At 60.6% G+C, this 24,811-nt stretch carries 28 protein-coding genes; 26 read left to right on the forward strand and 2 right to left on the reverse strand.

The window, feature by feature from the left end; translation table 11 throughout:
* Window positions 1-144 precede the first annotated feature (144 nt).
* From ACZ5U1_RS02830 to ACZ5U1_RS02945, 24 genes are all read left to right on the forward strand, one after another.
* Window positions 145-468 carry an AtpZ/AtpI family protein gene (locus ACZ5U1_RS02830; RefSeq protein WP_449473288.1) on the forward strand — a complete coding sequence of 108 codons (324 nt, stop codon included), beginning with the start codon at window positions 145-147 and terminating at the stop codon, window positions 466-468.
* 46 nt (window positions 469-514) lie between these two features.
* Window positions 515-1,300 carry a F0F1 ATP synthase subunit A gene (locus ACZ5U1_RS02835; protein WP_196225809.1) on the forward strand — a complete coding sequence of 262 codons (786 nt, stop codon included), beginning with the start codon at window positions 515-517 and terminating at the stop codon, window positions 1,298-1,300.
* Between the two features lie 54 nt (window positions 1,301-1,354).
* Complete coding sequence (locus tag ACZ5U1_RS02840; protein ID WP_021240110.1) at window positions 1,355-1,582, forward strand: F0F1 ATP synthase subunit C; 228 nt, start codon at window positions 1,355-1,357, stop codon at window positions 1,580-1,582.
* A gap of 82 nt (window positions 1,583-1,664) precedes the next feature.
* Window positions 1,665-2,159 (forward strand): F0F1 ATP synthase subunit B family protein, encoded by a 495-nt coding sequence (locus tag ACZ5U1_RS02845; RefSeq protein WP_464779281.1) that lies wholly within the window; start codon window positions 1,665-1,667, stop codon window positions 2,157-2,159.
* The gene (locus ACZ5U1_RS02850; RefSeq protein ID WP_464779282.1) at window positions 2,152-2,766 is read left to right on the forward strand and encodes a F0F1 ATP synthase subunit B family protein; all 615 of its coding nucleotides are present in this window, start codon (window positions 2,152-2,154) and stop codon (window positions 2,764-2,766) included. Before ACZ5U1_RS02845 ends, ACZ5U1_RS02850 begins: the two co-directional genes overlap by 8 nt.
* A 476-nt stretch (window positions 2,767-3,242) precedes the next feature.
* On the forward strand, window positions 3,243-5,159 hold the full coding sequence (uvrC, locus tag ACZ5U1_RS02855) for an excinuclease ABC subunit UvrC (RefSeq protein WP_464779283.1): 1,917 nt from the start codon (window positions 3,243-3,245) through the stop codon (window positions 5,157-5,159).
* 364 nt (window positions 5,160-5,523) lie between these two features.
* A complete protein-coding gene (locus tag ACZ5U1_RS02860; protein ID WP_464779284.1) occupies window positions 5,524-7,182 on the forward strand; it encodes a sensor histidine kinase in 1,659 nt (552 codons plus the stop codon).
* 216 nt (window positions 7,183-7,398) lie between these two features.
* Entirely contained in the window at window positions 7,399-8,181 is a 783-nt protein-coding gene (locus tag ACZ5U1_RS02865) for a DUF2569 domain-containing protein (protein ID WP_464779285.1), read from the forward strand.
* A gap of 696 nt (window positions 8,182-8,877) precedes the next feature.
* Window positions 8,878-9,066, forward strand: a complete 189-nt coding sequence (locus ACZ5U1_RS02870) for a Flp family type IVb pilin (RefSeq protein ID WP_464779286.1) — start codon at window positions 8,878-8,880, stop codon at window positions 9,064-9,066.
* 96 nt (window positions 9,067-9,162) lie between these two features.
* Window positions 9,163-9,345 carry a Flp family type IVb pilin gene (locus ACZ5U1_RS02875; RefSeq protein WP_464779287.1) on the forward strand — a complete coding sequence of 61 codons (183 nt, stop codon included), beginning with the start codon at window positions 9,163-9,165 and terminating at the stop codon, window positions 9,343-9,345.
* Window positions 9,346-9,457: 112 nt separating this feature from the next.
* A complete protein-coding gene (gene cpaB, locus ACZ5U1_RS02880; protein WP_464779288.1) occupies window positions 9,458-10,345 on the forward strand; it encodes a Flp pilus assembly protein CpaB in 888 nt (295 codons plus the stop codon).
* Window positions 10,332-11,846 (forward strand): type II and III secretion system protein family protein, encoded by a 1,515-nt coding sequence (locus ACZ5U1_RS02885; RefSeq protein ID WP_464779289.1) that lies wholly within the window; start codon window positions 10,332-10,334, stop codon window positions 11,844-11,846. Before cpaB ends, ACZ5U1_RS02885 begins: the two co-directional genes overlap by 14 nt.
* A gap of 14 nt (window positions 11,847-11,860) precedes the next feature.
* The gene (locus ACZ5U1_RS02890) at window positions 11,861-12,148 is read left to right on the forward strand and encodes a hypothetical protein (RefSeq protein WP_464779290.1); all 288 of its coding nucleotides are present in this window, start codon (window positions 11,861-11,863) and stop codon (window positions 12,146-12,148) included.
* Window positions 12,149-12,167: 19 nt separating this feature from the next.
* Window positions 12,168-13,814: a pilus assembly protein TadG-related protein gene (locus ACZ5U1_RS02895; RefSeq protein WP_464779291.1), complete on the forward strand. Its 1,647-nt coding sequence runs from the start codon at window positions 12,168-12,170 to the stop codon at window positions 13,812-13,814.
* Window positions 13,815-13,820: 6 nt separating this feature from the next.
* Complete coding sequence (locus ACZ5U1_RS02900; protein ID WP_464779292.1) at window positions 13,821-14,324, forward strand: TadE family protein; 504 nt, start codon at window positions 13,821-13,823, stop codon at window positions 14,322-14,324.
* On the forward strand, window positions 14,321-14,953 hold the full coding sequence (locus ACZ5U1_RS02905; protein ID WP_464779293.1) for a TadE/TadG family type IV pilus assembly protein: 633 nt from the start codon (window positions 14,321-14,323) through the stop codon (window positions 14,951-14,953). The genes ACZ5U1_RS02900 and ACZ5U1_RS02905 overlap by 4 nt, the downstream gene beginning before the upstream one ends.
* A 20-nt stretch (window positions 14,954-14,973) precedes the next feature.
* Window positions 14,974-16,185, forward strand: a complete 1,212-nt coding sequence (locus ACZ5U1_RS02910) for an AAA family ATPase (protein WP_464779294.1) — start codon at window positions 14,974-14,976, stop codon at window positions 16,183-16,185.
* Window positions 16,185-17,546, forward strand: a complete 1,362-nt coding sequence (locus ACZ5U1_RS02915; RefSeq protein WP_464779295.1) for a CpaF family protein — start codon at window positions 16,185-16,187, stop codon at window positions 17,544-17,546. Before ACZ5U1_RS02910 ends, ACZ5U1_RS02915 begins: the two co-directional genes overlap by 1 nt.
* Window positions 17,543-18,547, forward strand: a complete 1,005-nt coding sequence (locus tag ACZ5U1_RS02920; protein WP_464779296.1) for a type II secretion system F family protein — start codon at window positions 17,543-17,545, stop codon at window positions 18,545-18,547. Before ACZ5U1_RS02915 ends, ACZ5U1_RS02920 begins: the two co-directional genes overlap by 4 nt.
* A gap of 4 nt (window positions 18,548-18,551) precedes the next feature.
* Window positions 18,552-19,523, forward strand: a complete 972-nt coding sequence (locus tag ACZ5U1_RS02925) for a type II secretion system F family protein (protein WP_464779297.1) — start codon at window positions 18,552-18,554, stop codon at window positions 19,521-19,523.
* A gap of 25 nt (window positions 19,524-19,548) precedes the next feature.
* A complete protein-coding gene (locus tag ACZ5U1_RS02930; protein WP_464779298.1) occupies window positions 19,549-20,376 on the forward strand; it encodes a tetratricopeptide repeat protein in 828 nt (275 codons plus the stop codon).
* Window positions 20,373-21,200, forward strand: coding sequence for a tetratricopeptide repeat protein (locus ACZ5U1_RS02935; protein ID WP_464779299.1), 828 nt, complete (start codon window positions 20,373-20,375; stop codon window positions 21,198-21,200). The genes ACZ5U1_RS02930 and ACZ5U1_RS02935 overlap by 4 nt, the downstream gene beginning before the upstream one ends.
* A complete protein-coding gene (locus ACZ5U1_RS02940) occupies window positions 21,197-21,718 on the forward strand; it encodes an A24 family peptidase (RefSeq protein ID WP_464779300.1) in 522 nt (173 codons plus the stop codon). Before ACZ5U1_RS02935 ends, ACZ5U1_RS02940 begins: the two co-directional genes overlap by 4 nt.
* Before the next feature lie 290 nt (window positions 21,719-22,008).
* Window positions 22,009-22,224, forward strand: a complete 216-nt coding sequence (locus ACZ5U1_RS02945; RefSeq protein WP_464779301.1) for a hypothetical protein — start codon at window positions 22,009-22,011, stop codon at window positions 22,222-22,224.
* 569 nt (window positions 22,225-22,793) lie between these two features.
* Here the strand turns inward: ACZ5U1_RS02945 and purQ are convergent.
* Both purQ and purS read right to left on the reverse strand, forming a co-directional pair.
* Window positions 22,794-23,468: a phosphoribosylformylglycinamidine synthase subunit PurQ gene (purQ, locus tag ACZ5U1_RS02950; protein ID WP_464779302.1), complete on the reverse strand. Its 675-nt coding sequence runs from the start codon at window positions 23,466-23,468 to the stop codon at window positions 22,794-22,796.
* A 3-nt stretch (window positions 23,469-23,471) separates the two neighbouring features.
* Window positions 23,472-23,705 (reverse strand): phosphoribosylformylglycinamidine synthase subunit PurS, encoded by a 234-nt coding sequence (gene purS / locus ACZ5U1_RS02955; protein WP_022683267.1) that lies wholly within the window; start codon window positions 23,703-23,705, stop codon window positions 23,472-23,474.
* A gap of 126 nt (window positions 23,706-23,831) precedes the next feature.
* On the opposite strand from purS, the gene ACZ5U1_RS02960 reads away from it, so the two are divergent.
* Both ACZ5U1_RS02960 and ACZ5U1_RS02965 read left to right on the forward strand, forming a co-directional pair.
* Entirely contained in the window at window positions 23,832-23,981 is a 150-nt protein-coding gene (locus ACZ5U1_RS02960; RefSeq protein ID WP_176502204.1) for a hypothetical protein, read from the forward strand.
* Between the two features lie 53 nt (window positions 23,982-24,034).
* Window positions 24,035-24,787, forward strand: a complete 753-nt coding sequence (locus ACZ5U1_RS02965) for a sulfite exporter TauE/SafE family protein (protein ID WP_464779303.1) — start codon at window positions 24,035-24,037, stop codon at window positions 24,785-24,787.
* Window positions 24,788-24,811: the final 24 nt, after the last annotated feature.

Consider the following 24,811-nt stretch of genomic DNA (forward strand, 5'->3'; position numbering starts at 1 on the left):
GCCAGGCGGAAGCGCAATTCTCCTGTCCAACTACGGTTGACTATCCCGAAAGCCCTTTCTAAACGGGCCGCGCCTTGACGGGTGCAACCGCACGCGCCATGCCGCCTGACGTTGGCTTATCTGCCTGAACGAAAAGGAACGGCCATGACGCAGGATGTGCCCGGGCAAGACCCGGCAAATGAGGACGAGCGCATCACTTCCCTTGAGGAGCGGATCGCGAAGGCCGAACGAGCCGAAAAGGTCAGGCAGGGGACCACTAAGCAACAGGGCGATGATGGATCGCGCCTGGGCAACAGGGTTCTCGCAGAACTGATCGGCGGTCTTGCCGGTGGTGCCGTTGTTGGTGGGACTTTGGACTACTTTCTGCGGACATCCCCTTGGCTCCTGCTGGCGTTCCTCGGTCTTGGGATCGTGGTTGCTTTCAGGAACATCATCAGATTGACGACGACGAAGCGTCCCGGCGAATAGGGGCGCTTTTATCTTAGTCCGAATACCAGACGTTACAGGGGTCAACGTGGCAGAATCCGGCAAAATCGATCCGATGCACCAGTTTGCGATCGAACCGCTGTTCGGTACGGATCACTTGTCGCTTGGCGGCTTCAACATCGCTTTCACCAACAGCGCGCTCTACATGGTGGCTGCTGCTGTGGTGCTGTGGATCTTCGTGATCGGCGGCATGAAGCGTGAGCTGGTGCCCGGCCGCTGGCAGATGGCGGTCGAATATATGACCGGCTTCATCAAGAGCCTGCTGATCGCCAATGTGGGTGAAGGCGGCAAGAAATATATTCCTTACGTCTTCTCGCTGTTCATGTTCATCCTGCTGGCGAACCTGCTTGGCCTGCTCCCGCTTGGTTTGATCGGCCTGCATCCGTTCACCTTTACCAGCCACTTCACGGCTACCGGCGTTCTCGCGATCCTGAGCTTCTCGATCGTGCTAATTGTTGGCTTCTGGAAGCATGGCTTGCACTTCTTCTCGCTGTTCGTGCCCCATGGTACGCCGCTGCCTATGATCCCGGTGATCTTCCCGATCGAGCTGGTGTCCTTCATGGTGCGGCCGTTCAGCCTTGGCCTGCGACTGTTCGTTGCGATGACCGCTGGGCACGTTCTGCTCAAGGTGCTGGCCGGGTTCGTCATCAACAGCTCCAACGCGGGTGCCGGATACGGCCTGACCGTTGGTTCCGCCAGCTTCATCCTGATGATCGGCATCAGCGCCCTGGAAGTGCTGGTCGCGGTGATCCAGGCCTATGTGTTCGCGCTGCTGACTTCGGTCTATCTGAACGACGCCGAGAACCTGCACTAAGTTTCCACTATTTTTCCAACCATTTGTTCGAGTTTAGAAAAGGGAGTTTACGACATGGACGCAGAAGCCGCAAAGCTGCTCGGTGCTGGCCTGGCCGCGATTGGTGCGGGCCTCGCCTCGCTCGGTGTGGGCAACGTGTTCGCTTCGTTCCTGGAAGGCGCGCTGCGCAATCCGGGTGCTGCTGACGGCCAGCAGGGCCGCCTGTTCATCGGTTTCGCCGCGGCCGAACTTCTGGGTCTGCTGGCGTTCGTTATCGCCATGATCCTGGTGTTCGTGGCCTAACCGCTTGGCGAGCGGACAGGGCGGCTTTCGCCGTCCCGTCCGCACGTATGAATTGACGGTGCCCTGATCGGACGGACCTAAAATGCCTCAAATCGCGCAAATTGCCGAAACTTATGCATCGCAGATTTTCTGGATGCTGCTGACGTTCGGCTTTGTCTTCTTCGTCATTGGCCAGGGTATGGTCCCTAAGGTTCAGGCGACGGCCGACGCGCGCGACGCGAAGATCACAGGTGATCTGGACGCGGCCAAGGCTGCCTTCGCCCGCGCCGATGAGGCAGAGGCGGATTATCGCACCCGTAACGCCGAAAGTCGAGCTGCTGCTCAGGCGACGCTGGCCCGCGCCAAAGCGGAAGCTGCGAAGGCTTCCGAAGGACAGCTTGCTGCCGCCGACGCTGAAATCGCCACGCGGATCGGTGCTGCTGAAGCCCGCATCCAGGCGGCCAGCCAGGCAGCGATGGCAGAGATTGAAACCGTCGCCGCCGAAGCGGCGCGCGACATGGTGGCTCGTATATCCGGCGTGAACGCGTCGGACGAAGCGGCCCGCAACGCAGTAAAGGCGGCACTGGCCCATGGCTGAGGCAGCAGCACAGCATAGCGAAGGTACGCCTCCGCATCTTGACGACGCAATTCACTCCGAAGGGATGGAGCCGGTAGGCACCGTCGCGCATGAAGGGGTAGCGCCGCATACTGATCCGAAGGCCGTCGGCATGGACGCGACCGCCTGGGTCAGCCTGGCGATGGCGGTCTTCATCCTCATTCTCCTGATCAAGAAGGTCCCCGCGCTGATCGGCAATGTGCTCGATGGCCGGATCGCCCAGATCAAGGAACAGCTGGCGGAAGCTGCCAAGCTGCGCGCCGAGGCTGACGCGCTGAAGGCTGAATATGAGGCGAAGCTGGCCAATGCGGCTGGTGAAGCCGAAGCGATGCGCAAGTCGGCCGAGAGCGAAGCGGCAACGCTGCTTGAAGATGCCAAGGCCAATGCGGTGGCGCTGGTTGCCCGTCGCCAAAAGATGGCCGAGGACAAGATCGGTGCGGCAGAACGCGCTGCCATTGCGGGCATCCGTACAAAGGCCGTCAACGCTGCCACCAGCGCGGCTGCAACGCTAATCGCGCAGAACCATGACGCGGGCGCGGATCGGCAGTTGGTGGATAGCGCAATCAAGGGTCTTGGCCCCAGCGTCTGAAGCTGACGATTTCGTCTCGAAAAGGGTCGATGCGGTTTGTCGCACCGGCCCTTTTTCATGTCTGGATGTGGATCGGCCTTGTTTGTTACCAGGTAATATTTCGCGCGATGTGCGAGCCGGAGAAGATCGATCAGCATGCCTGCTGTTGTCGGTGATGAAGCGGAATTTGGCGTGCTCCTCTGCGTCCGATTATAAGCAGTTTGAATATCGTGCACGGCGACGATCCCGATCTCGGAAACGATTCCCTGTCCGCGCGGATGTCGTGCATCTCCGGGTTGCCGGGGATCAAAGTCTCTACGATTATTTCCAGCCATCCGCGCTCTGATGTTGGAAAGGGGGCCGGATGTCGCGGACGCCAAACCACGCGTGAAAAACCCCGAAGATGGTCAAGGTGGTTCGCGCTGATTTAGGCCCCAAGGTTCAGGAAGCGGCGCCCAGCCATTGCGCTTGTCTGTGTCACCGCTATCTCTTCACCAATGTCGCATCCCCAATCTCCCGACCGCTTTCATGAGGACAAGGCCAGCTTCACCGTACGCGGAGCAGGTACGCCGGATATCGAGGCAGGCGTTGAGGCGATCCGTACCACGCTGAACACCCTGCCGACGCGGCCTGGTGTCTACCGGATGCAGGACGCTCGCGGTGATGTCCTCTATGTCGGCAAGGCACGGGCGCTGCGCAACCGGGTGGCGAATTATACGCAGGTGGATCGCTTGCCAAAGCGGTTGCAGCGCATGGTGGCGCAAACGCGGTCGATGACGATCGTGACGACTAACAGCGAGGCCGAGGCGCTTCTGCTGGAAGCGCAACTGATCAAACGGTTTCGGCCGCCTTACAATGTGCTGCTGCGGGACGACAAAAGCTTTCCCTTCATCCTGCTGCGGGAAGATCATGATTTTCCTCGGGTCCAGAAACATCGTGGCGCGCGCAAGTATAAGGGGCGCTATTATGGCCCCTTTGCCAGCGCGGGGTCGGTAACGCGGACGATCAATGCGCTGCAAAAGCTGTTCCTGCTGCGCAGTTGCACGGACAGCTTCTTTGCCAATCGGTCGCGGCCCTGCCTTCTGTTTCAGATCAAGCGTTGTTCGGCGCCTTGTGTCCAGCGGATCGATGAGGCGGGTTATGCAGAGCTGGTGAAGGATGCGCAGGATTTCCTGGGCGGCAAATCGACCGCCGTGCAGAAGAAGCTGGGCGAGGCGATGCAGGCCGCTTCGGAGGCGATGGATTTTGAACAGGCTGCGGTTCTGCGCGACAGGCTGAAGGCGCTGACCTTCATTCAGGGTAGCCAGGCGATTAACGCCGAAGGGCTGGGCGATGCGGACATTTTCGCGCTGGCGACGAAGGGTGGGTCGATGTGCATCCAGGCCTTCTTCATTCGGGGCGGCCAGAATTGGGGACATCGCAGCTTCTTCCCTGTCCACACGGCTGAAGTGGCGGAGGATGAGGTGCTGGCGAGCTTCATGGCGCAATTTTATGAAGAAGTGCCGCCGCCCCGGCTGATCCTGTCGGATCGTGCTCCGCAGGAATGTGAACTTATCGCGCAGGCGCTGGGAGAACGAGCCGGGGGCAAGGTGCGGATTGAGGTGCCGCAGCGAGGTGCGCGGACACGGCTGATCAAGCAGGCGCAGCGCAATGCGGTTGAGGCGCTCGACCGGCGGCTGGCGGAGACGACGACGCAGGCTAAGATTCTGGAAGAGATGGTCGAGACATTCGGGCTGGATGGCGTGCCCGACCGCATCGAGATTTATGACAACAGCCATATCCAGGGAAGCCATGCGCTGGGTGCGATGGTGGTCGCGGGGCCGGAAGGTTTCCGCAAGAATGCCTATCGCAAGTTCAACATGAAGAACCCCGAAATATCGAACGACGACTTCGCGATGATGCGGGAGATGTTTGAGCGGCGTTTCGGCCGGGCGGCGCGGGAAGATCCTGATCGCGATAGCGGAGAATGGCCGGACCTGGTGTTGATCGACGGTGGTAAGGGGCAGTTGTCGGCGGCGCGGGCGATCCTGGAAGATTTGGGGATCGAGGATATCTGCATGATCGGCATCGCGAAGGGGCCGCATCATGGGCGTGATGGCCGGGAAGTCTTCCATATGCCCGATGGTCGGGAGATTAGTTTCCCGATCAATCATCCCGTCCTGTTCTACCTGCAGCGATTGCGGGATGAGGCGCACCGCTTTGCGATCGGGGCGCATCGGCAGAAGCGGAGCAAGGCGATTTCGACCAGTTCGCTGGATGAGGTGCCGGGAATTGGTCCGTCGCGGAAAAGGGCGCTGTTGATGCATTTTGGAACGGCGAAGGCGGTGAAAAGTGCGGCGCTGGAGGATTTGCTGAAAGCGCCGGGCGTTTCGAAGGCTGTGGCGCAGCAGATTTTTGATTATTTTCATGGATGAGATGGTGAGAAGAATGAACTTCTGAAATTTTGTTTCGGGGTCGAAACAATGATCGGGGGCATGTGATTGACTTTGCCCCTGATTTTTCCTCCTGCCCTTGCGTAATGAAGGCGGGCCTGCGATGGTTCGGTCAGACGCTGACAATCATGGCGCGGGTTCAGGAGAGAGGGTCGTAAGAAAGATGAGCTTTCGTTCATCATCACCAACTATTTTTGCTAATTTACTACGTCCGTTGCAATCTATGATTGCTCTTGTTCGGATATATCATTTAGGTTCACTTCATCATTATTGAGTGAAATCAACAGATACTTATCCGAAGACATATGTCCATCCATATAGGATGGGCGGGCGGAGTTGTGAGAGCATGATCAGAAGACATGCCGAACTGCTGCGGACCTTGGGCGGGCGGCGCTCGTGCGCCCTGTCCTCGCTTCGGCCATGGCGCATGCTGGACGTCACGCGGCTTTTGCTCGCCAGCGTCTATGGCTTTGCAAGCTTCGTTTTCGCGACGCCCCGGTCCTGGGCCGAGGCGGCGGAGAACGGCATCATCGCTGCGATGCTGCTGCTCGCCATGGGCGCACTGATCCTGTCCGGACGGTCATGGGTCACGGAAATGCGTATCCGCAAGCCGGTGGTGTGCCTGGATGCTCTGCTGTTTCTGGGGCTGCTGGTCGTCACCAACGCGTCGACCAGCCCCTATTATCCGGGCAGCCTGTTCGTGGCGGTCGAGATCGCGCTGATCGTGCGGCGGCGTTTCCACCTGTTGGTCGGGGCGTTCGCCACGAGCACCGCGCTGCTGACCATATGGGTAAATGATGTGGTCGCGGTTCCATCGGAACCACAGGCGGAATGGGTGGCGTTGCGCGTGCTATACCTTGCGGTGGTGATAGCGGTGACGGGCATGCTGCTTGGCCCGCGCCGCGAAAAGCTGCTTCAGGAGGAGCGGGCAAGGAGGCTGACGGAAGGCAGCCTGCAACTGGTGAAGGGTAGCGCTGGCGCCTTTCTGTTGCAGGCATTGAAGATCGCGACGGGCGGTGAAAATGGCGCGCTGCTGTTCCGTACCGCCAGCACGGAAGCCTATCGCTTTGCATCAAGCCGTTCCGGGGAGAAGGTGCCGGAGGGCAGCGACGCATTGCTGGCGGTTGAGACGGGATGGCATGACCGCCGCCGTGGCGCGTCGATCAGCCTGTCGCAGGACGGCGTCAGCCAGATCGAGCCCCTGACGCGGAGTGGCCGGGCCTGGGCGGCCCTGCTGGATGCTGAAACGGTGATGACGCTGCACGTTTCGCTGGGCACGTTCGAGGCGGTGGGCGCGGTTCAGCTGGACGACCCGACGCATGAGGATGTGGCGGCGATCGCGCAGCGGGTGTTCGAGAGCGCGTGCGAGGAACTGACGGTTCGCAACAGCCTGGACCTGGCCCATGTCATCGCAGGCGCGCGGGAGCGTGAACGGTTGCAGCGGGAATTGCATGACAGTGTGTTGCAGGCGCTGGCCAGCATTCGCTATCAGGCCGCGCCGGTGCTGGACGGATCGGTGGAAGACGCCATTCCCGTGCTGCGTACTATTGATCAGATTGCGAAGGATCAGATCGGCACCATCCGGTGGATTATCAATCCGGTGCGCGATGAGGAGGATTTGGCCTATCTGCCCGAAACGCTGTCGATGGTCGTCCGGTCACTGGCGCAGCAATGGGGAATCCAGTGCGACCTGCGCGTGGAGGAGGGTAATTGCGCCACCAGCGCGATGATCGGCCGGGAACTGAGCTTTGCCGTGCGGGAGATCGTCGCCAATGCCGTGCGCCATGCCGGGGCGCGAACGATGGAATTTTCCCTGCGACCGGCGGGCAACCGGATCGCGTTGCATGTGACGGATGATGGCGTGCCCAATCTGGCAAGGCTGGGATCGACCGGCGCGGTGCAATCGCGGTCGTTGACGCGGCGGATACAGGGATTGGGGGGCGAGGTGTATCTGCACAATCTGGGCGGGCGGACGATGATCCAGATTACCGTGCCGCGGAAGTGAGGGGGGGTGGTGTTGGGGGAGTTGAGGTTAGGGTGGGCATTTGGGGGATGTTGCGCGTTTTCCCCTCCACCAGCTTCGCTGGTCCCCCTCCCCATGCAAGCATGGGGAGGATTTAAGGGCAGAACTAAATTGGGGGCGGGGCGTTTTACCGGGGGTTAACCAGAATGGTTGATAGTCGGCCCTTCTAGTTGGCGGTGGGCGGAGGTCCGGGTTTCCATGGTGCGATTGGTTCAGGATCATCTTTACCGCAAGAGCGTGGCGCTGGTGCTGTCGTTGCAGTTGAACCTGGAGCGCATCATTGCAGCTTGGGTCGTGATCGCGGCCTTTGCCTGTGGGGTGCGGCTGGCCTTTCCCGCGACGCCCTATGCCAGCGTTCCCTGGGCGAGCGAGGCGGGGCTGTTGCCTTACCTGCTGGTCGTCGGCGGTCCGGTGGCGACGCTGCTGCTGGGCCTGAAGCTGTTTCCGGCCGGGCGCATGCATGCGCAGCCGAGCATTCGGCTGGCCAAGGTCGGCCGGTGGCGCAAGATCGATTGCCTGAAGGCGCGCGAGATGTCGCAATTCGGCTTGTATGGCGTGATGGCGTCGTTGCTGCTGGGTATCGCGCTCAACGTGCCGGTGCGGACGCTGGAGTTTTTGAGCGCGGTGCCTGCGTTGGGCAGCTATGCGCCGACATGGTTCGTCAGCCTGTATGCGGTGATGCTGGCGGACGTGATGCTGCTGTCCTGCCTTTACATGTTCGCCTTTGCCATGGCGTTGCGCATGGTGCCGTTGTTCCCCCGGTTTCTGGTGATGGTGTGGGGCGTGGACCTGATGGCGCAGTTGGGCATTGCGCAGTTGGTGGCGCGCATCGGGGATGTGCCCCATGCTGTTGAGCTGGCGCTGGTCGACTTGCTGACCGGCAATATCAAGAAGGTGCTGATCAGCGCGGCGCTGTGGCTGCCCTATCTGCTGCTGTCGGAGCGGGTGAACATCACTTTTCGCAACCGGGTGAGCGCCTGAAAGCCTTTGGGGTGATGCCGAGCAGATCGCGTGGTTCGGCAAGGCGGCGAGCCAAGCTGATTCGTTTCCAAAAAGATGCGGGCGATTCGCGGGCTATGAAGCGCGGCGGGTTGTTGCTGATTCGCGATGGAGCGTGAGGTGCGACGCCGCGTGACGGTGTGAGACTGTACCCTTAAAAGGTGATAGGGCGGAAGGGTCGGTGGAGCTATTGGCGGCGAGCATGGGGCCAGGCGGACCACCAAGAGCCATGGATATATATCGTTAATTAGACCTTTATACTGTTAAGAAGCAAAAGTATAGATTTCCGATTTTCGTGGTTTTACTGTTAGTTTCACAAGATATATTAGTAGAAACGAAAAAATGTCCTACAGTAAATAGATCTATTTCTATTGATTTCAATCGATATATAACCAAGGATATACTAAATAATTCTGTATCATTACTTGCGGATATGGGTATGGAAATCAAAAATGGTTAACAAAAAATTGGCGTAAGATATTGTAAAATATAGTCTTTTTTTACCATGTTGACTTGCCCCGTCTTTGAGCCAATTTGGGGGCAAGTTCTACGGGAAACTGCCCAACTGCCTGGCGAGTGGAGAAACACCGCTAGGGTCGCCAGGTGGCAAAGGCCCCTCCGCAGAACTGTGCGAGAGCAGCCGGGAAAATGGTTTCCGGTCAAATAGGGGTAAAAGACATGACTTTCTTCAAGAACCTTTGGAATGATCAAAGCGGTGCTTCGGCAGCGGAATATGCGTTGATCTTGGCGATTGTGGGCACGGGTATTGCGCTGGCGGCTTTTCAACTCGGCGGCGCGATTAAAGGCGCTATGAACAAAGCCACGAACTGCATTGCTAACGCCAATTCTAATAACGGCGTCTGCTGATAGCCTTCCGATCTTATCATGCCTAAGTTATTAATTTGAGGGGTGATGAGATCGGATCGTCTTGCAGCTAAGTCGATGGTAATTAGGAGGGTTATCATGAAGTTCTTTGAAAGCTTGCTAGCTGATGAAAGTGGCGCTTCGGCGGCAGAATATGCACTTATTTTGGCGATTGTGGGCACGGGTATTGCGCTTGCTGCTTTCACTCTAGGCGGAGCGATAAAGGATGCAATGAACACGGCGACTAACTGCATCAATAATGCTCAGGCGACTGGTTGTTAGTTTAATTATGTAAGTCGGTCGGAGCACTCGGCTGGCTTTCATCCACTTGTTAATTCCGGGGGGAGTTGTCGTGGGGCAGCGCAGATCTCTAATAATCCTTGGCTTCGCGATCTTGCTGGGCCTGGCGGCGGTGTTCATCGCCAACAGCTATTTGAGCAAGGCCGAGCAGGCGCAGGCCACTCCGCAAGGGGGCATGGTCAAGGTCGTCGTCGCATCGATGCCTCTGGCCTTTGGCACGGCGGTCACTCCGGAAAAAATCAGGGTGGTCGATTGGCCCTCGGCTTCGGTGCCGCCGGGCGCTTTTCGCGATCCGGTTCAGCTCACCTCCCTTGGCAAGCAGCGCGTCGTGCTGCGCCAGATCGAGCCGGGTGAGCCAATCCTGACATCCAAGCTGTCCGCAGAAGGGGGCCGTGCCACCATGTCCGGTGTGCTGCGGCCCGAAATGCGTGCGGTCGCGGTTCGCGTGAGCGACGTGGCGGCGGCTGGCGGCTTCGTGCTGCCGGGTGATACTGTCGATGTCTTCGTCACGCGTACGGCGCAGGACGGCATGGGCGGCGCGAGCCAGCAGATCACCGACGTGCTGCTGCAGAACACCCGTATCATCGCCATCGACCAGAATGCCAATGACAGCTCAAAGGACCCGGCGGTCGGCAAGACCGCGACGCTGGAGGTCAATCAGGTCGATGCGCAGAAGCTGGTCCTGGGCCAGCAGGTCGGCCAGCTGACGCTGGTGCTGCGCAATGTGACGGACCAGCCCAACCCGGCCGTGCAGACGGTGGGGATCGAGGATTTGCGTGACGGCGCCTATGTCGGCGGTTTTTCCGGCCCGCGCGCCCGGATCGCGGAGGCTGGCTTCGCGCCTGCCCCGATGCCCAGGATGCGTGCGCCCCGGCGCAGCGTTCCGAAAAATGTTTCCGCCCTGCCCGCGACCGCATCGGTCGAAATCGTGCGCGGCACGACCGGCACCAGCTATGAGGTGAAGCGCTATGGTTCCCGCTAAGTCGATGACGGCGCTGGCGCTTGGGATGGCGCTGGCCGCAGGGGGGGCGACATCTGCCCCGGCCCAGATCGCTTCGCTGACCGCCAGCAATGTGGATCATGCAGGGCAGCTGGACGTGCCGCTCAACAAGAGCCAGGTGCTGACGGTTGATCGCGCTTTTTCCAAGGCGCTGGTGGGTAATCAGGACGTCGCGGACATATTGCCGCTGACCAACCGGTCGCTCTATGTACTGGGCAAGAAGGTGGGGACGACGAGCCTTACCCTCTATGACAGCCGCAACATGTTGATCGCCGTGGTCGATGTGGCGGTGGGGCCGGATGTCGTGACGCTGAAGCGGCAGCTGGCGGAGTTGATCCCCGGCGAGCAGATCGGCGCGCGTATCTCCAATGATGCGGTGGTGCTTACCGGCACGGTGTCGAGCGCTTCGGCGGTGGACCGGGCGGTGCAGGTCGCCAGGACTTATGCGGGCGGTGACGAGAAGGTCGTCAACATGCTGTCGGTCGGGGCTTCGCAGCAGGTGATGCTGGAAGTGCGCTTTTCGGAGGTGAACCGGCAGGCGGCGAAGCAGATCGGGCTGAACCACAGCTTCACGGGCAATCGGACGGCGGGCAGCATCGGCAATCTGGCCGGGGAGTCCATCATCCCGACCAATAATGACGGTGTTCCCACCATCAAGCTGGACGGTTTGTCTGATGCGTTCGGCGTGGGGACGTGGGCTTACAAGATTGGCAGCCTGAACCTGTTTTCCGCGCTGGATGCGCTGGAGAGGAAGGGGCTGGTCAAGACGCTGGCGGAACCGACGCTGGTGGCGCTGTCCGGTGAGACGGCGTCGTTCCTGGCGGGGGGTGAGTTTCCGATTCCCGTGGTGCAGAATGGCGGCGGCGGGGGCGGCAATGGCAATAATGGCATTACCGTCGAGTTCAAGCCGTTTGGTGTCAGCCTGGGCTTTACGCCTACGGTGCTGAGCGACGGGATCATCAACCTGGTGGTCGAGCCGGAGGTGAGTTCGATCGACCCTTCGGCGTCCGTGTCGATCAATGGGCTGGTGGTGCCGGGGCTGCTGACGCGGCGGGCCAAGACGGTGGTGGAGCTGCGCGATGGGCAGTCCTTTGCGATTGCCGGGCTGTTGCGCAACGACTTTCAGGATACTGTGCGGCAGTTGCCGATATTGGGTTCGATCCCGATCATCGGGTCGCTGTTCCGCTCGACGGGCTTTCAGAAGCAGCAGACCGAGCTGGTCATGATCGTGACGCCGCGCCTCGTGAAGCCGATGCGGGCGGAGGATGTGAGCCTGCCGACCGACCGGGTGGGCAATCCCAACGAGCTGGACCTGTTCCTGATGGGGCGGACGGACAAGGCGGTGGGGATCAATCCGCTTAACCCTGACGCGATGCCTCCGGAAAAGCGGCAGGCCGTGCCTGCTCCTGCTGCTCCGGCGGCGGCTGCTCCGGCTCCGGCTCAGGCCCCGGCGGGCGCGAGCCAGAGCGGATATGAACTATGAGCGGGAGTGAGACCATGCGCAGACTGTCCCTGGCCGCGATGCTTGCCGTACCGGCGCTGGCGGGATGCACGGCGAACGACCCGACCTTTGGCGGGGCGGTGCGGAATAACTATGCGCTGCAGGTGATCAACCCGGAGCCGCGCTATGAAGGCACGCTCGTCGAAGGGGGCGAGGGCAAGCGCAGCGCGGCGGCGGTGGAACGCTATCGCACCGACAAGGTGAAGAAGCCCGCGACGATCAGCACGACCTCCGGCACTGGCGGCGGGTCTGGCGGCGGCGGTGGCGGCTCGGGCGGCCGGTAAGCGGGGAGGGCTTCGATCCATGTCTGCCCGTCGGAACAGCCTGCTAAGGTCAACCAGCGGTGCGGTGGCGCCGACTGTGGCCCTGTCGCTTTTCGGGTTGATCGCGGCGGGTGGCATCGCGTTTGATTATGCGCGGATGGCGGGGCTGGACTCCGAGCTTCAGAGTGCGGCGGATCAGGCGGCTCTGGCGGCGGCCACGCAGTTGGATGGGAAGACGGGCGCATGCAGTCGTGCAGCCAATGCAGCAAGTGCGCTGATCCGCAATGATACTCGTTTTGCTAATGACCAAGCTGGTCTTGCCGTCACAATCGCAAATGAAGCTGATTGTGACCGCGTTGGATTCATCAAATTCTATAAAGACAAAGATCGCAGCGACACGGGCGCGTTGACGGATGCTACTGCCAACTTCGTTGAAGTAACTGTTAATTCCCGCACAGCATTTTTTGCATTAACGCCTATCGTTGCAGCATTTTCGTCGGGCGCGCTATCTGCAACCGCTTATGCGGGGGTGGGGCAAGCTGTATGCAAGGTGCCGCCATTAATGCTCTGCAACCCGAGCGAGACCAGTACAAATACAACCTTCGACGTAAGCGCCCTGATTGGTAAGGGTCTCAGGTTGGTTGCAAATGACAGTGATGTCAAAGGTAATGATTATGGCCCCGGTAACTTTGGTTTTCTCCAAACTAACGGAATGTCAGGAAAAGACGCATTGCGTGATGCCATGGGGCTTTTAAGCACAAATTTTGATTGCACAAAGGGAGATGGCGTCACAACAGAACCAGGCATCCCTAACTCTGTTTTTGACGCGCTAAATACACGCTTCGACATTTATTCAAATGGTCTCAGCACCTGTGGGAACGGTAGCCTTTGCCCGCCTTCGGTAAATGTAGGCAAAGACGTGGTCATGCAAGGTAAAAAGAATTCTACAGCTGCTTGTCCATCCGCTGCCATCGCCAACGGAGGCGGTGAAGGCTGGGCTCTGGTAGATGACTCTGAGGCCTATTTACCTTCGACCACTACGGATATCACGACGACGCCTAAGGCGATGGGTATGCCGCGAGACAAATGTCATGCCGTAGCAGGACCGAAAAACTTCGAAGATGAAGGCATTTGCTCAGGAGGCAGGGTGGGAGACGGCGATTGGGACGTCAACGCCTATTGGCGAGTTAATCATGGTGGTGTGAACCTCTATGCTGACACCAATGTCTATAATGGCAAAACGCCCGGGCAAGCATTGGGATACACGACATCGACTTCCACCAAGCCGACCCGCTATGCTGTGTATAGGTGGGAGGCGGCGGTCAACGCATTGCCGTCACATAGTTTGACTGGCGACCGAACCAGTTACATGGCTCCAGTTTGTCAGCCCGGAAGCGCGGTCCCGCCTACGGCAAACGCTGATCGCCGCAGACTTTCCGTCGCGGTGATCAATTGTAAGACTGCGGATAAGGGCGGACCGGTGAACGGTTCGTCGAAAGACCTCAAAGTTCTCGACTGGATCGATGTTTTCCTTGTGGAGCCAACACTGGCTCGACCGAACGCTAACCCAAAGCGTACGAAATCAAACGATCTTTATGTAGAAGTTATTGGGCTTGCTGGATCTAGCGGAAATGGGGCGAGTGCTCCTCAATATATTCAGAAATCATCTCCCTATTTGATCGAGTGATTTGAGATGCGAGATTTCTTTTGCAAGATTCTGGTATCAACGCGAGCCGCTGCTGCTGCCGAGATGGCTATTGTCACTCCTCTGCTGATCACTCTGATGTTTGGTTCTTTTGAACTTGGGAACTATTTTCTGAGTGAGCATGTCGTGGCGAAGGCTGTACGTGATGGTGCGCGTTATGCTGCTCGCCGTTCTTTTACGGACTTCACATGTCCCAACTTGGTTGGCAACGATGTCCTTACCAAAACGCGTAATCTGACTCGCACTGGGCAGATTACGGGCGGAACTGCGCGACTCATCAATTGGACTGATCCCAACACCGTGACTGTAACGCTCAGTTGCACCGCTATTACCGGCGGAAATTATTCCGGCATATACAAAGGCATTACAGACCTGCCTAAGGTTAAGGTGTCGGCGACCGTCCCGTACCGATCTCTATTTAACAATCTCGGCTTTACCAGCAATACGCTGAATCTGGTGTCGGAGTCTCAAGCGACGGTGCAGGGGATATGACGCGCTGGCTCTCACTTCTTTCTCGTGACACACGCGCGTCGTCTGCGGCCGAGTTCGCGCTCGTCTTGCCGCTTCTCATCATCTTTTTACTTGGCATTCTTGATGTCGGTCGGCTGATGTGGACTTGGAATCAGGCGGAAAAAGCGACCCAAATGGGGGTTCGTTTCGCTGTAGCCACCGATCCGGTGGCAAGTGATATGGCGGGTTATAGCTTTGTGAGGTCGGGAAGTCTTGGTCAAGGCGACGCAATTCCACCCGATGCATATGGCACAATGAAATGCTATGATGATCCCTCTAGCCAGTCGATTGACATTAAATGTGACTCCTGCACTCCTGCCTGTCCTTGGGGGCAAACTGCGGACGCGACAGCCTATACAAGAATATTTGATAGGATGCGTCTGTTTATGCCGACGTTGAAGAGCAAGAATATCGAAATTTTATATAAATCTTCGGGGCTGGGATATGCTGGTGATCCAAATGGCTCTGATGCATCGCCAATCGTAACTGTCGAGCTATCTCGGCTAACCTTTCAGCCGACTTTGTTGCAACTTTTCGGCGGCACCATTCCGCTCCCCAGCTTCAGCGCCGCCCTCACCATGGAAGATGGCCAGGGCACGGTATCAAATTGAGGAACAAGATCTTGGGCATCGTGACGAACACAGCGGAAGCGGCCGAGAGCTGGACACTCAATGTGGGGGATGAGGGGATTCATCTGATCCTTTCGGAGCAGGAGGTGGCGGCTTCCGATATTCTTGGGGATCAGCTGAGCGGGCAGTCTTTGGCCTTGTCCATGCTGCCTGCCGGGGCTGCATTGCCGCAGTCTTTGGTGGCGGAGGCGAAGGCCGTCATATTGGAGGTGCAGCCGGACGATGATGCATCGACGCGGCGGCTGGCGGCTTTGCGGGCGGCTCATCCGTCGCTGCTGGTGGTTGCGGCTGTTCGCAATGCGGAGATTCCGCTGGTGCGGGCCTTGCTGCGGAGTGGGATCAACGATGTGGTGGCGCTGCCTTTGCAGGCGAGCGAGCTGTCGTCGATCATCGACCAGCTGCGGGGGGAAATTGCGGCCAAGGGTGGGTGTGACGTCAAGACGGGCGCGCTTGTGTCGATCATCAAGAGCGTCGGCGGCGTGGGGGCGACGACTATCGCGACGCAGGCGGCGAGCCTGCATGCGCGCAACGCCAAACAGACGGGCGAGCGGGTTTGCCTGTTCGATTTCGATGTGCAGTTCGGCAATGCGGGGACGTTCCTGAGCATCACGTCGCCGCTGACGCTGGCGGACCTGTTGCAGGGTGGTAATCGGGTGGACCGGGAGCTGCTGGCTTCTGTCACCGTCGAGACGCCGACCGGGCTGCATGTCGTGACGGCGCCGACGGACATCATGCCGCTGGAGGCGGTGAATGCCGATCAGGTGTTCCGCGTGATCGAACTGGCGCAGCGCCATTATGATACCATCTATCTGGACCTGCCGGGCAACTGGACGAACTGGTCCATGTCGCTGGTCGCGCGGTCGGAGGTTATCTTTCTGGTGTGCGAGCTGACGATTGCCAGCCTGCGGCAGGCGCGGCGGCAGATCGCTTTGCTGCGGGATCAGGATATTGATCCTGCGCGGATTCATGTGATCGCTAATCGGGTCGAGAAGAAGCTGTTCCGCGCTATCGGGCTGGAGGATGCGGCGGCGGCGCTGGATCATCCGGTGAACCTTAGCATCGCGAACGACTTCCCGCTGGTCAGCTCTGCGCTGGATCAGGGGGTGTTGATCCAGGAATTGAAGGCGCGCAGCCGTATTTGCAAGGACATGCAGGATATCGTCGATTGCACGGTGCAGGCGGTCGAAGCGCGGCGTCAGGCGGAGAAAGGGTGATGTGGCAGATCCGGAAGGGCGACAGCCGCTTTGGTGATCCCCGCGATGAGGTGGGGCCGACCGATACCGAGCTGGTCCATTGGGAAGAGGACCGGCATACCGAGCTGAAGGTCGCGCTGCACCAGAAGCTGATCGACCTGATCAACCTGTCAGCGCTGGAGAATATGTCGCGGGCGCAGGTCGAGGCTGAAGTGGGCGAGATCGTCCATGAGCAGCTGGCGTTGCAGAAGCATGCGCTGAATCTGGAAGAGCGCAAGCGGCTGGTGTCCGACATATTGGATGAGCTGCTGGGGCTGGGGCCGTTGGAGCCGCTGCTGAAGGATCATAGCGTCACCGATATCTTGGTGAACGGGCACAAGATCGTGTTCGTCGAGCGCGGCGGGCGGCTGGTGGAGACGGCGACGCGCTTCAAGGATGAGAAGCATCTGCTGCGCATCATCCAGAAGATCGTGTCGGCGGTCGGGCGGCGGGTGGACGAGGCTTCGCCCTTTGTCGATGCGCGCTTGGCGGACGGGTCGCGCGTCAATGCGGTGGTGCCGCCGTTGGCGGTCGATGGATCGCTGCTGTCCATTCGTAAGTTTGCGAAGGTGCCGATCAGCATGGCGCGGCTTTCTGAGCTGGGCAGCGTGCCCACGCCGATGGCTCAGGTGCTGGCGGCGGTTGTGGCGGCGCGGCGCAATGTGCTGATTTCCGGGGGCACGGGTTCGGGCAAGACGACGCTGCTCAACGCGATGTCGGCGAGCATCGATGAGGCCGAGCGGATTGTCACCATTGAGGACTCCGCGGAACTTCAGTTGCAGCAGCGCCATGTCGTGCGGCTGGAGACGCGGCCGCCCAATATCGAGGGTCGGGGCGAAGTTACGCAGCGCGATCTGGTGAAGAATGCACTGCGCATGCGGCCCGATCGCATCATCGTGGGCGAAGTGCGCGCCGGGGAGGCGTTCGACATGCTTCAGGCGATGAATACGGGGCATGACGGGTCGATGACCACGGTCCATGCCAACACGCCGCGCGATGCCTTGTCCCGTGTCGAGCAGATGATCGGCATGAGCGGCGTCGATATTTCGCCGCGATCGGCGCGGGCGCAGATTGCTTCGGCGCTGAACGTCATCGTGCAGGTGGGGCGTCTGTCCGACGGGCGGCGGCGGTTGCTCAGCATTTCGGAGATTACCGGCATGGAGGGCGAGGTCATCACCATGCAGGAAATCTTCCGCTTCAAGATGACGGGCCGGGACGAGAATGACATGGTGCGTGGTCATTTCGAAGCGACCGGCATTCGTCCGAAGTTCATGGCCGACCTGGCCGATCGGGGCATTCACCTGCCCGCTGATCTTTTCCGTCCTGATGCGGTGGTGCAATGATCAATCCGCTTTACATACGTGCCTTTGTTCTGGTCCTGCTGTTCGCGGCGGTGATCCTGACGATCGAGGGACTCCATAGCTGGTTCCGGGCGCGCGCAGGGACCGAGCGGGTCGTCAACAAGCGGCTGAAGATGATCGCGGCGGGGTTCGAGCGCAGCACTGTGCTGTCCAAGCTGCGGCGCAATGACGACAGCTTGAACTTCAACCATGACAGCGTTTTTGGGCGGATGGCTTTGAGCGTCGTGCGGTCGCTGCATGGCGCGGGGTTGAGCGTGCCTGCGCGCGTCGTGCTGACGTTCATGGCGATTGCGACGGGGGTGCTGTTCCTGATCGTGGTGATCGGTGCGCTGGTGGCGGGATATGGCATGACGGCGGGCATGATCGTGATGGCGGGGGCTTTCGCCGTGTCGCTGGGCGTGCTGCTGCCGGTCATGGTGCTTAACCGCATGAGCCAGCGGCGGCGCAAGAAGATGGAGGAGCAGTTTCCGGTCGCGCTCGATACCTTCGTGCGGGGCTTGCGCGCGGGACATCCGATCGCGGCGGCGCTGGACCTGCTGACCAAGGAGATGCGCGACCCGATCGGCAGCGAGTTTGGGATCGTGGTCGACGAGGTGACCTATGGCTCCGACCTGCGTGATGCTTTGCAGCGCATGGCCGAGCGGTGGGACATGAACGAGATGCACATGTTCGTGACGTCGCTGTCGGTGCAGGCGGAGACGGGCGGCAACCTGGCCGAGATCCTCGAAAATCTGTCGCTGGTGATCCGCGAGCGGGCGAGCCTGTTCCTGAAGGTGCGGGCGCTGAGTTCCGAAGGGCGGATGACGGCGGTCATGCTGACGGCGCTGCCGATCCTGGCGTTCGTGGCGCTGTTCCTGCTCAACCCGGCCTTCTACCTGGATATCGCGCAGGACCCGATGTTCATCTTTGGCTTTTCCGGGCTCATCATCCTCTACATCATCGGCTTCGTCACGATACGCCGCATGGTTGATTTGAAAGTGTGACCTGATGCTGGACTTCGCCCTCATTTCACAGCTTCGGCCGGTGTTGCTGGTGCTGCTGTTCGTCGCGATCGTGGCCATTGTCTATGGGGTGACCGAGGCGGTCGCGCGTGCGTCGAGGGTGCGGAGCCGACTGGATGTCGTCAGCGATGCGGGCGGCGCGGTGCAGGGCGGTGGGCAGTCGCTGCGCAATGAGCGCAACAATAGCGAATGGAAGAAGCTGGTCGATCGGATCGAGAAGCTGGGCATTTCGCTGGCCGATACGAAGAATGACAGCCTGCGCAAGCGGCTGATCGCGGCGGGCTATCCTTCGCCCGAGGCGCCGAAGATATTTACCTTCATTCGGCTGGTGCTTACGCTGGCGCTGCCTGCGGTGCTGGTGCTGATGTCGCTCAACAAGCCCGAGCCGCCGAGTCCGGTGAAGCTGTATTTCATGGCGACCGCCGTTGCGGTGTTGGGGCTGTATCTGCCGAACCTGTTCATTTCGGCCAAGGCGGCGCGGCGGCAGGAGGCGATCGTCCACGGCTTTCCCGATGCGCTGGACCTGATGCTGGTGTGCGTCGAAGCGGGGCTGGGGCTGGAAGCGGCGATGGACCGGGTGGGGCGTGAGCTCGCCATCTCACACCCGCTGGTGTCGCAGGCGCTGGGCAAGGTCGTGCTGGAACTGCGGGCGGGGATGAGCCGGGCGGACGCTCTGCGGCGGATGGCGGATGATGTGGACGTGGACGAAATCCGGTCTTTTGCGACGTTGCTGATCCAGTCGGACCAGCTGGGATCGAGCGTCGGGCAGACGCTGCGCGTCTATGCGGCGGAAATGCGGGAGAAGCGGCGGATGCGGGCGGAGGAGAAGGCGCACCGGCTGCCGGTGCTGCTGTCCGTGCCGCTGGTCGCCTGCATGCTGCCGGTGATGATCGGGGTGCTGATGCTGCCCGCCGTGGTGCGGGTGGTGAGGGAAATCCTGCCGGTGTTGACCCGGTAGCGGAAACAAAAGGGGGGACGGGGGCATGATGAGACAGGCAGTGGCGATATCGCTGATGCTGGCGAGCGCGGCATGCAGTTCGGCCAACCGGGAGGTGGCGATCCGGCCCGTAAATGCCGAGGCGGCGGCGACGGGGAAAGAAGCCATCGCGCGGGGGCAGCTGCTGTTTTCGCGCGGGGAATATGCGCTCGCGCTGGATGCTTACCGGCGGGCGATGCGACAGAACCCGGCTGATGTGAACGCGTTAAACGGTGTTGCGATCAGCTATGGGGCGATGGGGCGGCATGATCTGGCGCGGGATTATTTCGAGCTGGCCCTGGCACGGGCTCCCATGGACGAGCGCATCCATCGCAACTTCGCACGGAGCCTGAACGCACAGGGTTTGCAGGGAGAAGCGAACGCCTTGCTGGCTGAGATCGGGCAGGGTGTGCAAGCTGGTGGTGCGCGCCGCCCGACGCTGGTGCAGATCGCGATGGACGGTGGCAAGCGTCCGGCGGCACCCGTGCGGGCGGCCGGGCTGGAGCTGGAGCGGGTTTCGATGGGCGAGGTGCGGTTGCGCACCGTGTCGGCGGGCGACATGCGGGCTGCGCTTCCGGGGCGGGCCATCGCGCAACTGAATACCGCGATCGTGACCATCGCGGACGGGGTTGGCGCGGCGCCAGCCATATCCCTTTCGCGGTCGTTGGCGGCGCCGATCACGACCCGGCCAGCGCCAACGCAAGTGACGGTGGCAGGATGCGGAGAGTCTAAGGATGGTTCCGATGCTACCGGCTTTTGCGCGACGATGGCGGGCGGGGATAAGCCCGACAGCCTGTTTCAGAAGCTATGGGCGTGGAGCGGGGGCCGGGGATGAGCATCCTGCTGCTGCTGGCGGCTGCGGCCATATCCCCCGGCGCGACAGCAGCCGAGACGACGCCCGCAGCGGCTCTGGACTATGGCCGATTGATCGATGATGCGATCGAAGGCGGGCGGATCGTACAGGCCGAGTTGATGCTGGGCCAATGGCGCGACAATGCGCAGGCGCAGGACAAGCGGGGCATCGACATTGCGGTGGCGCAAATGGCGCTGGCCAAGGGACAGGATGCGGAGGCGGAGGCGCGCTTTTCCGCGATCGGCGAGGCGGGAACGGCGGATTGCCGGATCGATGAAGGGCTGGGCATCGCAAGGCTGCGGCTGGGCCGGGCGGAGCAGGCGGCGGAAGCGCTGCGCCGCGCCATCGATCAGTGTGCGTCGCGCTGGCGGGCGTGGAACGCGCTGGGCGTCGCTTATGACAAGGCAAAGTCCTGGGCGCTGAGTGCCGCCGCCTATGAGCGGGCCTTTCAGTTGACCGACAGGCCGGTGCAGGTGCTGAACAATTATGGGCTTTCGCTGATGGCGCAGGGACAGGCGGAGAAGGCGATCGCCATATTCGACAAGGCGCGGGACATGGCGCCTGATGACGCGCGCCTTATCGCGCACAGCGATGCCGCGCAGGTGATGGCCGGACGCGATATAGAAAGGCGCGCCGCCGATGACGCCAATAGCTGGGCCAGGCGGCTGAGCGATGCGGGGCAGGTGGCGTTGCGCATGGGGGACACGGGGAAGGCGCGGGCCTATCTGAGCCGCGCGGTCACGGAATCGGAGAGTTTTCAGCCGGAGGCGACTGCGGCTTTAGCTGGCATGGGGGCAAGGCCATGACGAAGGACCTTGTCCTGATTGCGCTGTCGTTGGTTTTATTGGGCGCGGCGATCGAGGATATTGCGCGGTTGCGGATATCCAACATCTTTCCGCTGCTGGTCATGGGGTTGTTCGTGCCCTGGGTTGCCTTGGCCGGATGGGAAAATGACATTTGGCAGAATGGCACGCTGTTTCTGGCCGTGTTCGCGCTCGGGTGCCTGATGTTCGCGCTGCGATGGATGGGCGGGGGTGACGTCAAGCTGCTGGCGGCCTGTGCGCTGTGGTTCGATTGGGGCGCGGCGCTGCCCTGGTTTGTTTATGTGACGGTCGGTGGGGGCGTGCTGGCGTTGCTGATCATGGCCGGGCGGCGGATGGTGCCGAAAGCGGTGCGGGACGGGTCTTCGCTGGCGATCTTCGCGCCGGGCGGGCCGATCCCTTATGGGGTGGCGATTGCGCTGGGGACTGTTATGGCGCTGTATATGGCGGGGCCTAATCCTAGCGGGGTGGCGCATTTGCCCGCGTTTGTGCGGGGGCTGTAGTCGCGCAACATCGGCATTGTTGAGGGGGGCTGACGCGGAAGCTCGCTGCGCTCGCGCCCACCCCTAACCCTTCAAACAAGTCACTTGCCTCGTTTGAACGCTTGCGGGAGGGGGATGGCTTGTATGGAGCGGATCGACTGTAAGGGATTATGCTATCGAATAGCCTTTCGCAAATGATGCGACAAAGTAAAAATATTCTGCTAGGAGGAGTAATCGAGCGAAATCAGCCCGCAAGCCTTCGTATTGACAGAGAGACCATCGCGCTCCCGCTTGCCTGCTGAGGTGTGCCCATGGAAGACCTGAATAATCTACTGGAAAATGAACAAATCGAGCTTTTAAAAGAGCAGGAGGCAACGTGTATTTTTGCGCGTTCCGCTCATCGATTTCGTGCCCGGAGCTATGCCCGGCGCATTCGTGCCCATGACTATCCTTACAGATCAGGCCCGGTGAATAGTGGAAAAGCTTTTGCCCCATATCCGTTTGGCGGCGAAGGACAACATTCATGAGTCGGGTTGTCAACACGACGGCGAGCGTGGCTGAGATCGAGAAGATTTGCGCCACGCACAGTTTTCGCATTTCAACGATAGAAACCTTGGCGTCGGGTGGTTCGAGAGTGGTTTTGCTTGACGGAAGGGACGCCGAACAAGTTCGCCTGTTGTTAAAGAATAAGATTCTTACCGGCGAGATTAAGCGCTCGGCCGCTCACGTCTCGCGCCAACCTCCTGCATCCTACAGGTCACGGTAATGCAGCAAATCATAAACTTACAACGCCGACAACAACTGGCAGAATGTAGTGCGGCAGGTGCAATCTGCGAGATGGACCGGCAGCAACATGATGCCCTCGCTCGTGCTTACGAGAAGATCATCGCGGTCTTGAAACGTGACCGCTTTGAAGCAGGCGGTCGCCGCGTCAGAAGGGCGTGAACTGGTCGTAAGGCGACAGTCCCAATCTCGTTGCCAGCGTAAGTTGATGGCGTTCTGCCCGGCCTCCTGAGATCCCAGCGTGCGCTGGGATGACGGGTGTTGGGTGGTTGGATCAGGGACCTGGGCGTGGAGGAGGGTAGCGCGCGCCGGGTCAGGCGCGGGCCATTAGTCCCTCTACCAGACCTTCGAACAGGCGGCGGCCGTCTGTTTTGCCGTGGGCGGGTTCGATTACGCGTTCGGGGTGGGGCATCATGCCCAGTACATTGCCAGCTTCATTGAGGATGCCGGCGATGTTGCGGGCGGAGCCGTTGACGGCTTCGGCATAGCGTAACGCAACGCGGCCTTCGCCTTCGAGGCGGTCGAGCGTGGCGGCGTCGGCGAAGTAGTTGCCGTCATGATGGGCGACGGGATAGGTCACTGTCTCTCCAGCGGCATAGCGGCTGGTAAAGGCGCTCTGGGCGTTCTCGACGGTCAACGCGACATCGCGGCAGACGAAATGGCCGCCTGCGTTGCGCAGCAGGGCGCCGGGGAGCAGGCCGCTTTCGGTCAGTACCTGGAAGCCGTTGCAGATGCCGAGCACATAGGTGCCGCGCTCGGCCGCCTTCGCGACGGCCTGCATGACGGGCGATCGCGCCGCCATTGCGCCGGAGCGGAGATAGTCGCCATAGGAGAAGCCGCCGGGCACGCCGATCAGGTCGATTCCTTCGGGCAATTCGGTGTCGCGATGCCAGACCATGATCGGCTTTTCACCGATCACCGCCTCGAAAGCCACGGCGAGGTCGCGGTCGCAATTGCTGCCGGGGAAGACGATGACGGCGCTCTTCATGGCTCAGGCCACCTTTTCGATGCGGTAGTTTTCGATCACCGTGTTGGCGAGCAGCTTGCGGCACATGGCGTCGATATCTTCGTCGCTGGTGCCGTCGGCCAGGTCCAGCTCAATGAGCTTGCCCGCGCGCACGTCGTTGACGCCCGAGAAGCCCAGACCGTCGAGTGCGTGGTGGATCGCCTTGCCCTGCGGGTCGAGAACCCCGCCCTTGAGGGTGACGAAGATGCGGGCTTTCATGAGGCCAAAAACTCCGTGGATTGCTATGGCGCACCCCCTAGTCCCCTGCGCCGCGCCAGGCAAGGCATTATCCCTTTATTAGCGAGACGGCGCTATGGTTTCGGGACGGGATAGAGGGTTTTGAATATGGCTGGTCTTGCACTGGCGATGTTTGTGGGGCTTTTCGCCTTTGGGCAGCAGATCGTCGGCTATGACGATCCGCATGGCCGTGTGCAGCTGGCCCTGCTGGCTACCTTTGCCTTCGGTGTTCTGATCGGATACCGGGCTAGCGCCTGAGCTTAGCTGGAAAAGCTGTTCGCTTCAGCGCTCCTCTGCTTTAGGGCGGGGCGATGAGCGGCGATTACCTTTATTATACATGCGCGATCGTGGCGGTGATCCTTTCTGGCCTCGCCAAGGGTGGCTTTGCCGGGGCAGGGGCGCTGGCCATGCCGATCATGGCGCTGGGCATCGATCCGGTACGAGCGGCGGCGATCATGCTGCCTATCCTCATATTGCAGGATGCGGTGAGCGTCTGGTCGTTCCGGCATAGCTGGGATCGGCACATATTGAAGGTGATGATGCCGGGTATGGTTGTCGGCGTGGGGCTGGGTTACCTGTTCGCCGCGCGGGTGCCGGAGACGGCTGTGTTGGGGGCGCTCGGTTTCATTTCTACGCTTTTTGGCGTGCAGAGGCTGTGGGTTGAGCGGGGCGGGAAGGTTGTGTTGCCGTCCAGTTCGCCGAATTGGGTCGGGACGTTGCTGGGCGTGGCGAGCGGCTTTACCAGCCAGATCGCGCATGCGGGAGCACCGCCATTTCAGATGTGGGTGCTGCCCAAGCGGCTGGCGCGCGACATGCTGATCGGCACCACGGCGATTGCCTTTGCCATCATGAACTGGATCAAGGTGCCCGCTTATGCGGCGCTGGGGCAGTTTACGCGGGCCAATTTGATGGCGACCGCGATGCTGGCGCCGGTGGCCATTGGGGCGACCTATGCGGGGGTGGTGCTGGCGCGGAAGGTTGATCCGGCGCGGTTCTACACGCTGATCTATGTGTTGATGGTGCTGTTGGGGGTGAAGCTGATGGTGGATGCGGTGGTGGGATGAGCGGCGCGCTATTCCCCGCCACCA

It is taken from the genome of Sphingobium sp. TomTYG72 (genome assembly GCF_055394715.1).

Excerpts from the sequence above, each read along its gene's own strand:
- ACZ5U1_RS02965 (WP_464779303.1), top strand. The coding sequence starts at position 24,035 with ATGAGCGGCGATTACCTTTATTATACATGCGCGATCGTGGCGGTGATC.
- purS (WP_022683267.1), bottom strand. The coding sequence starts at position 23,705 with ATGAAAGCCCGCATCTTCGTCACCCTCAAGGGCGGGGTTCTCGACCCG.
- ACZ5U1_RS02840 (WP_021240110.1), top strand. The coding sequence starts at position 1,355 with ATGGACGCAGAAGCCGCAAAGCTGCTCGGTGCTGGCCTGGCCGCGATT.
- ACZ5U1_RS02930 (WP_464779298.1), top strand. The coding sequence starts at position 19,549 with ATGATGAGACAGGCAGTGGCGATATCGCTGATGCTGGCGAGCGCGGCA.
- uvrC (WP_464779283.1), top strand. The coding sequence starts at position 3,243 with ATGTCGCATCCCCAATCTCCCGACCGCTTTCATGAGGACAAGGCCAGC.
- ACZ5U1_RS02940 (WP_464779300.1), top strand. The coding sequence starts at position 21,197 with ATGACGAAGGACCTTGTCCTGATTGCGCTGTCGTTGGTTTTATTGGGC.
- ACZ5U1_RS02900 (WP_464779292.1), top strand. The coding sequence starts at position 13,821 with ATGCGAGATTTCTTTTGCAAGATTCTGGTATCAACGCGAGCCGCTGCT.
- ACZ5U1_RS02960 (WP_176502204.1), top strand. The coding sequence starts at position 23,832 with ATGGCTGGTCTTGCACTGGCGATGTTTGTGGGGCTTTTCGCCTTTGGG.
- purQ (WP_464779302.1), bottom strand. The coding sequence starts at position 23,468 with ATGAAGAGCGCCGTCATCGTCTTCCCCGGCAGCAATTGCGACCGCGAC.
- ACZ5U1_RS02850 (WP_464779282.1), top strand. The coding sequence starts at position 2,152 with ATGGCTGAGGCAGCAGCACAGCATAGCGAAGGTACGCCTCCGCATCTT.
- ACZ5U1_RS02885 (WP_464779289.1), top strand. The coding sequence starts at position 10,332 with ATGGTTCCCGCTAAGTCGATGACGGCGCTGGCGCTTGGGATGGCGCTG.
- ACZ5U1_RS02890 (WP_464779290.1), top strand. The coding sequence starts at position 11,861 with ATGCGCAGACTGTCCCTGGCCGCGATGCTTGCCGTACCGGCGCTGGCG.
- ACZ5U1_RS02945 (WP_464779301.1), top strand. The coding sequence starts at position 22,009 with ATGGAAGACCTGAATAATCTACTGGAAAATGAACAAATCGAGCTTTTA.
- ACZ5U1_RS02875 (WP_464779287.1), top strand. The coding sequence starts at position 9,163 with ATGAAGTTCTTTGAAAGCTTGCTAGCTGATGAAAGTGGCGCTTCGGCG.
- ACZ5U1_RS02905 (WP_464779293.1), top strand. The coding sequence starts at position 14,321 with ATGACGCGCTGGCTCTCACTTCTTTCTCGTGACACACGCGCGTCGTCT.
- ACZ5U1_RS02865 (WP_464779285.1), top strand. The coding sequence starts at position 7,399 with ATGGTGCGATTGGTTCAGGATCATCTTTACCGCAAGAGCGTGGCGCTG.
- ACZ5U1_RS02925 (WP_464779297.1), top strand. The coding sequence starts at position 18,552 with ATGCTGGACTTCGCCCTCATTTCACAGCTTCGGCCGGTGTTGCTGGTG.
- ACZ5U1_RS02870 (WP_464779286.1), top strand. The coding sequence starts at position 8,878 with ATGACTTTCTTCAAGAACCTTTGGAATGATCAAAGCGGTGCTTCGGCA.
- ACZ5U1_RS02915 (WP_464779295.1), top strand. The coding sequence starts at position 16,185 with ATGTGGCAGATCCGGAAGGGCGACAGCCGCTTTGGTGATCCCCGCGAT.
- ACZ5U1_RS02860 (WP_464779284.1), top strand. The coding sequence starts at position 5,524 with ATGATCAGAAGACATGCCGAACTGCTGCGGACCTTGGGCGGGCGGCGC.
- ACZ5U1_RS02830 (WP_449473288.1), top strand. The coding sequence starts at position 145 with ATGACGCAGGATGTGCCCGGGCAAGACCCGGCAAATGAGGACGAGCGC.
- ACZ5U1_RS02845 (WP_464779281.1), top strand. The coding sequence starts at position 1,665 with ATGCCTCAAATCGCGCAAATTGCCGAAACTTATGCATCGCAGATTTTC.
- ACZ5U1_RS02935 (WP_464779299.1), top strand. The coding sequence starts at position 20,373 with ATGAGCATCCTGCTGCTGCTGGCGGCTGCGGCCATATCCCCCGGCGCG.
- ACZ5U1_RS02895 (WP_464779291.1), top strand. The coding sequence starts at position 12,168 with ATGTCTGCCCGTCGGAACAGCCTGCTAAGGTCAACCAGCGGTGCGGTG.
- ACZ5U1_RS02920 (WP_464779296.1), top strand. The coding sequence starts at position 17,543 with ATGATCAATCCGCTTTACATACGTGCCTTTGTTCTGGTCCTGCTGTTC.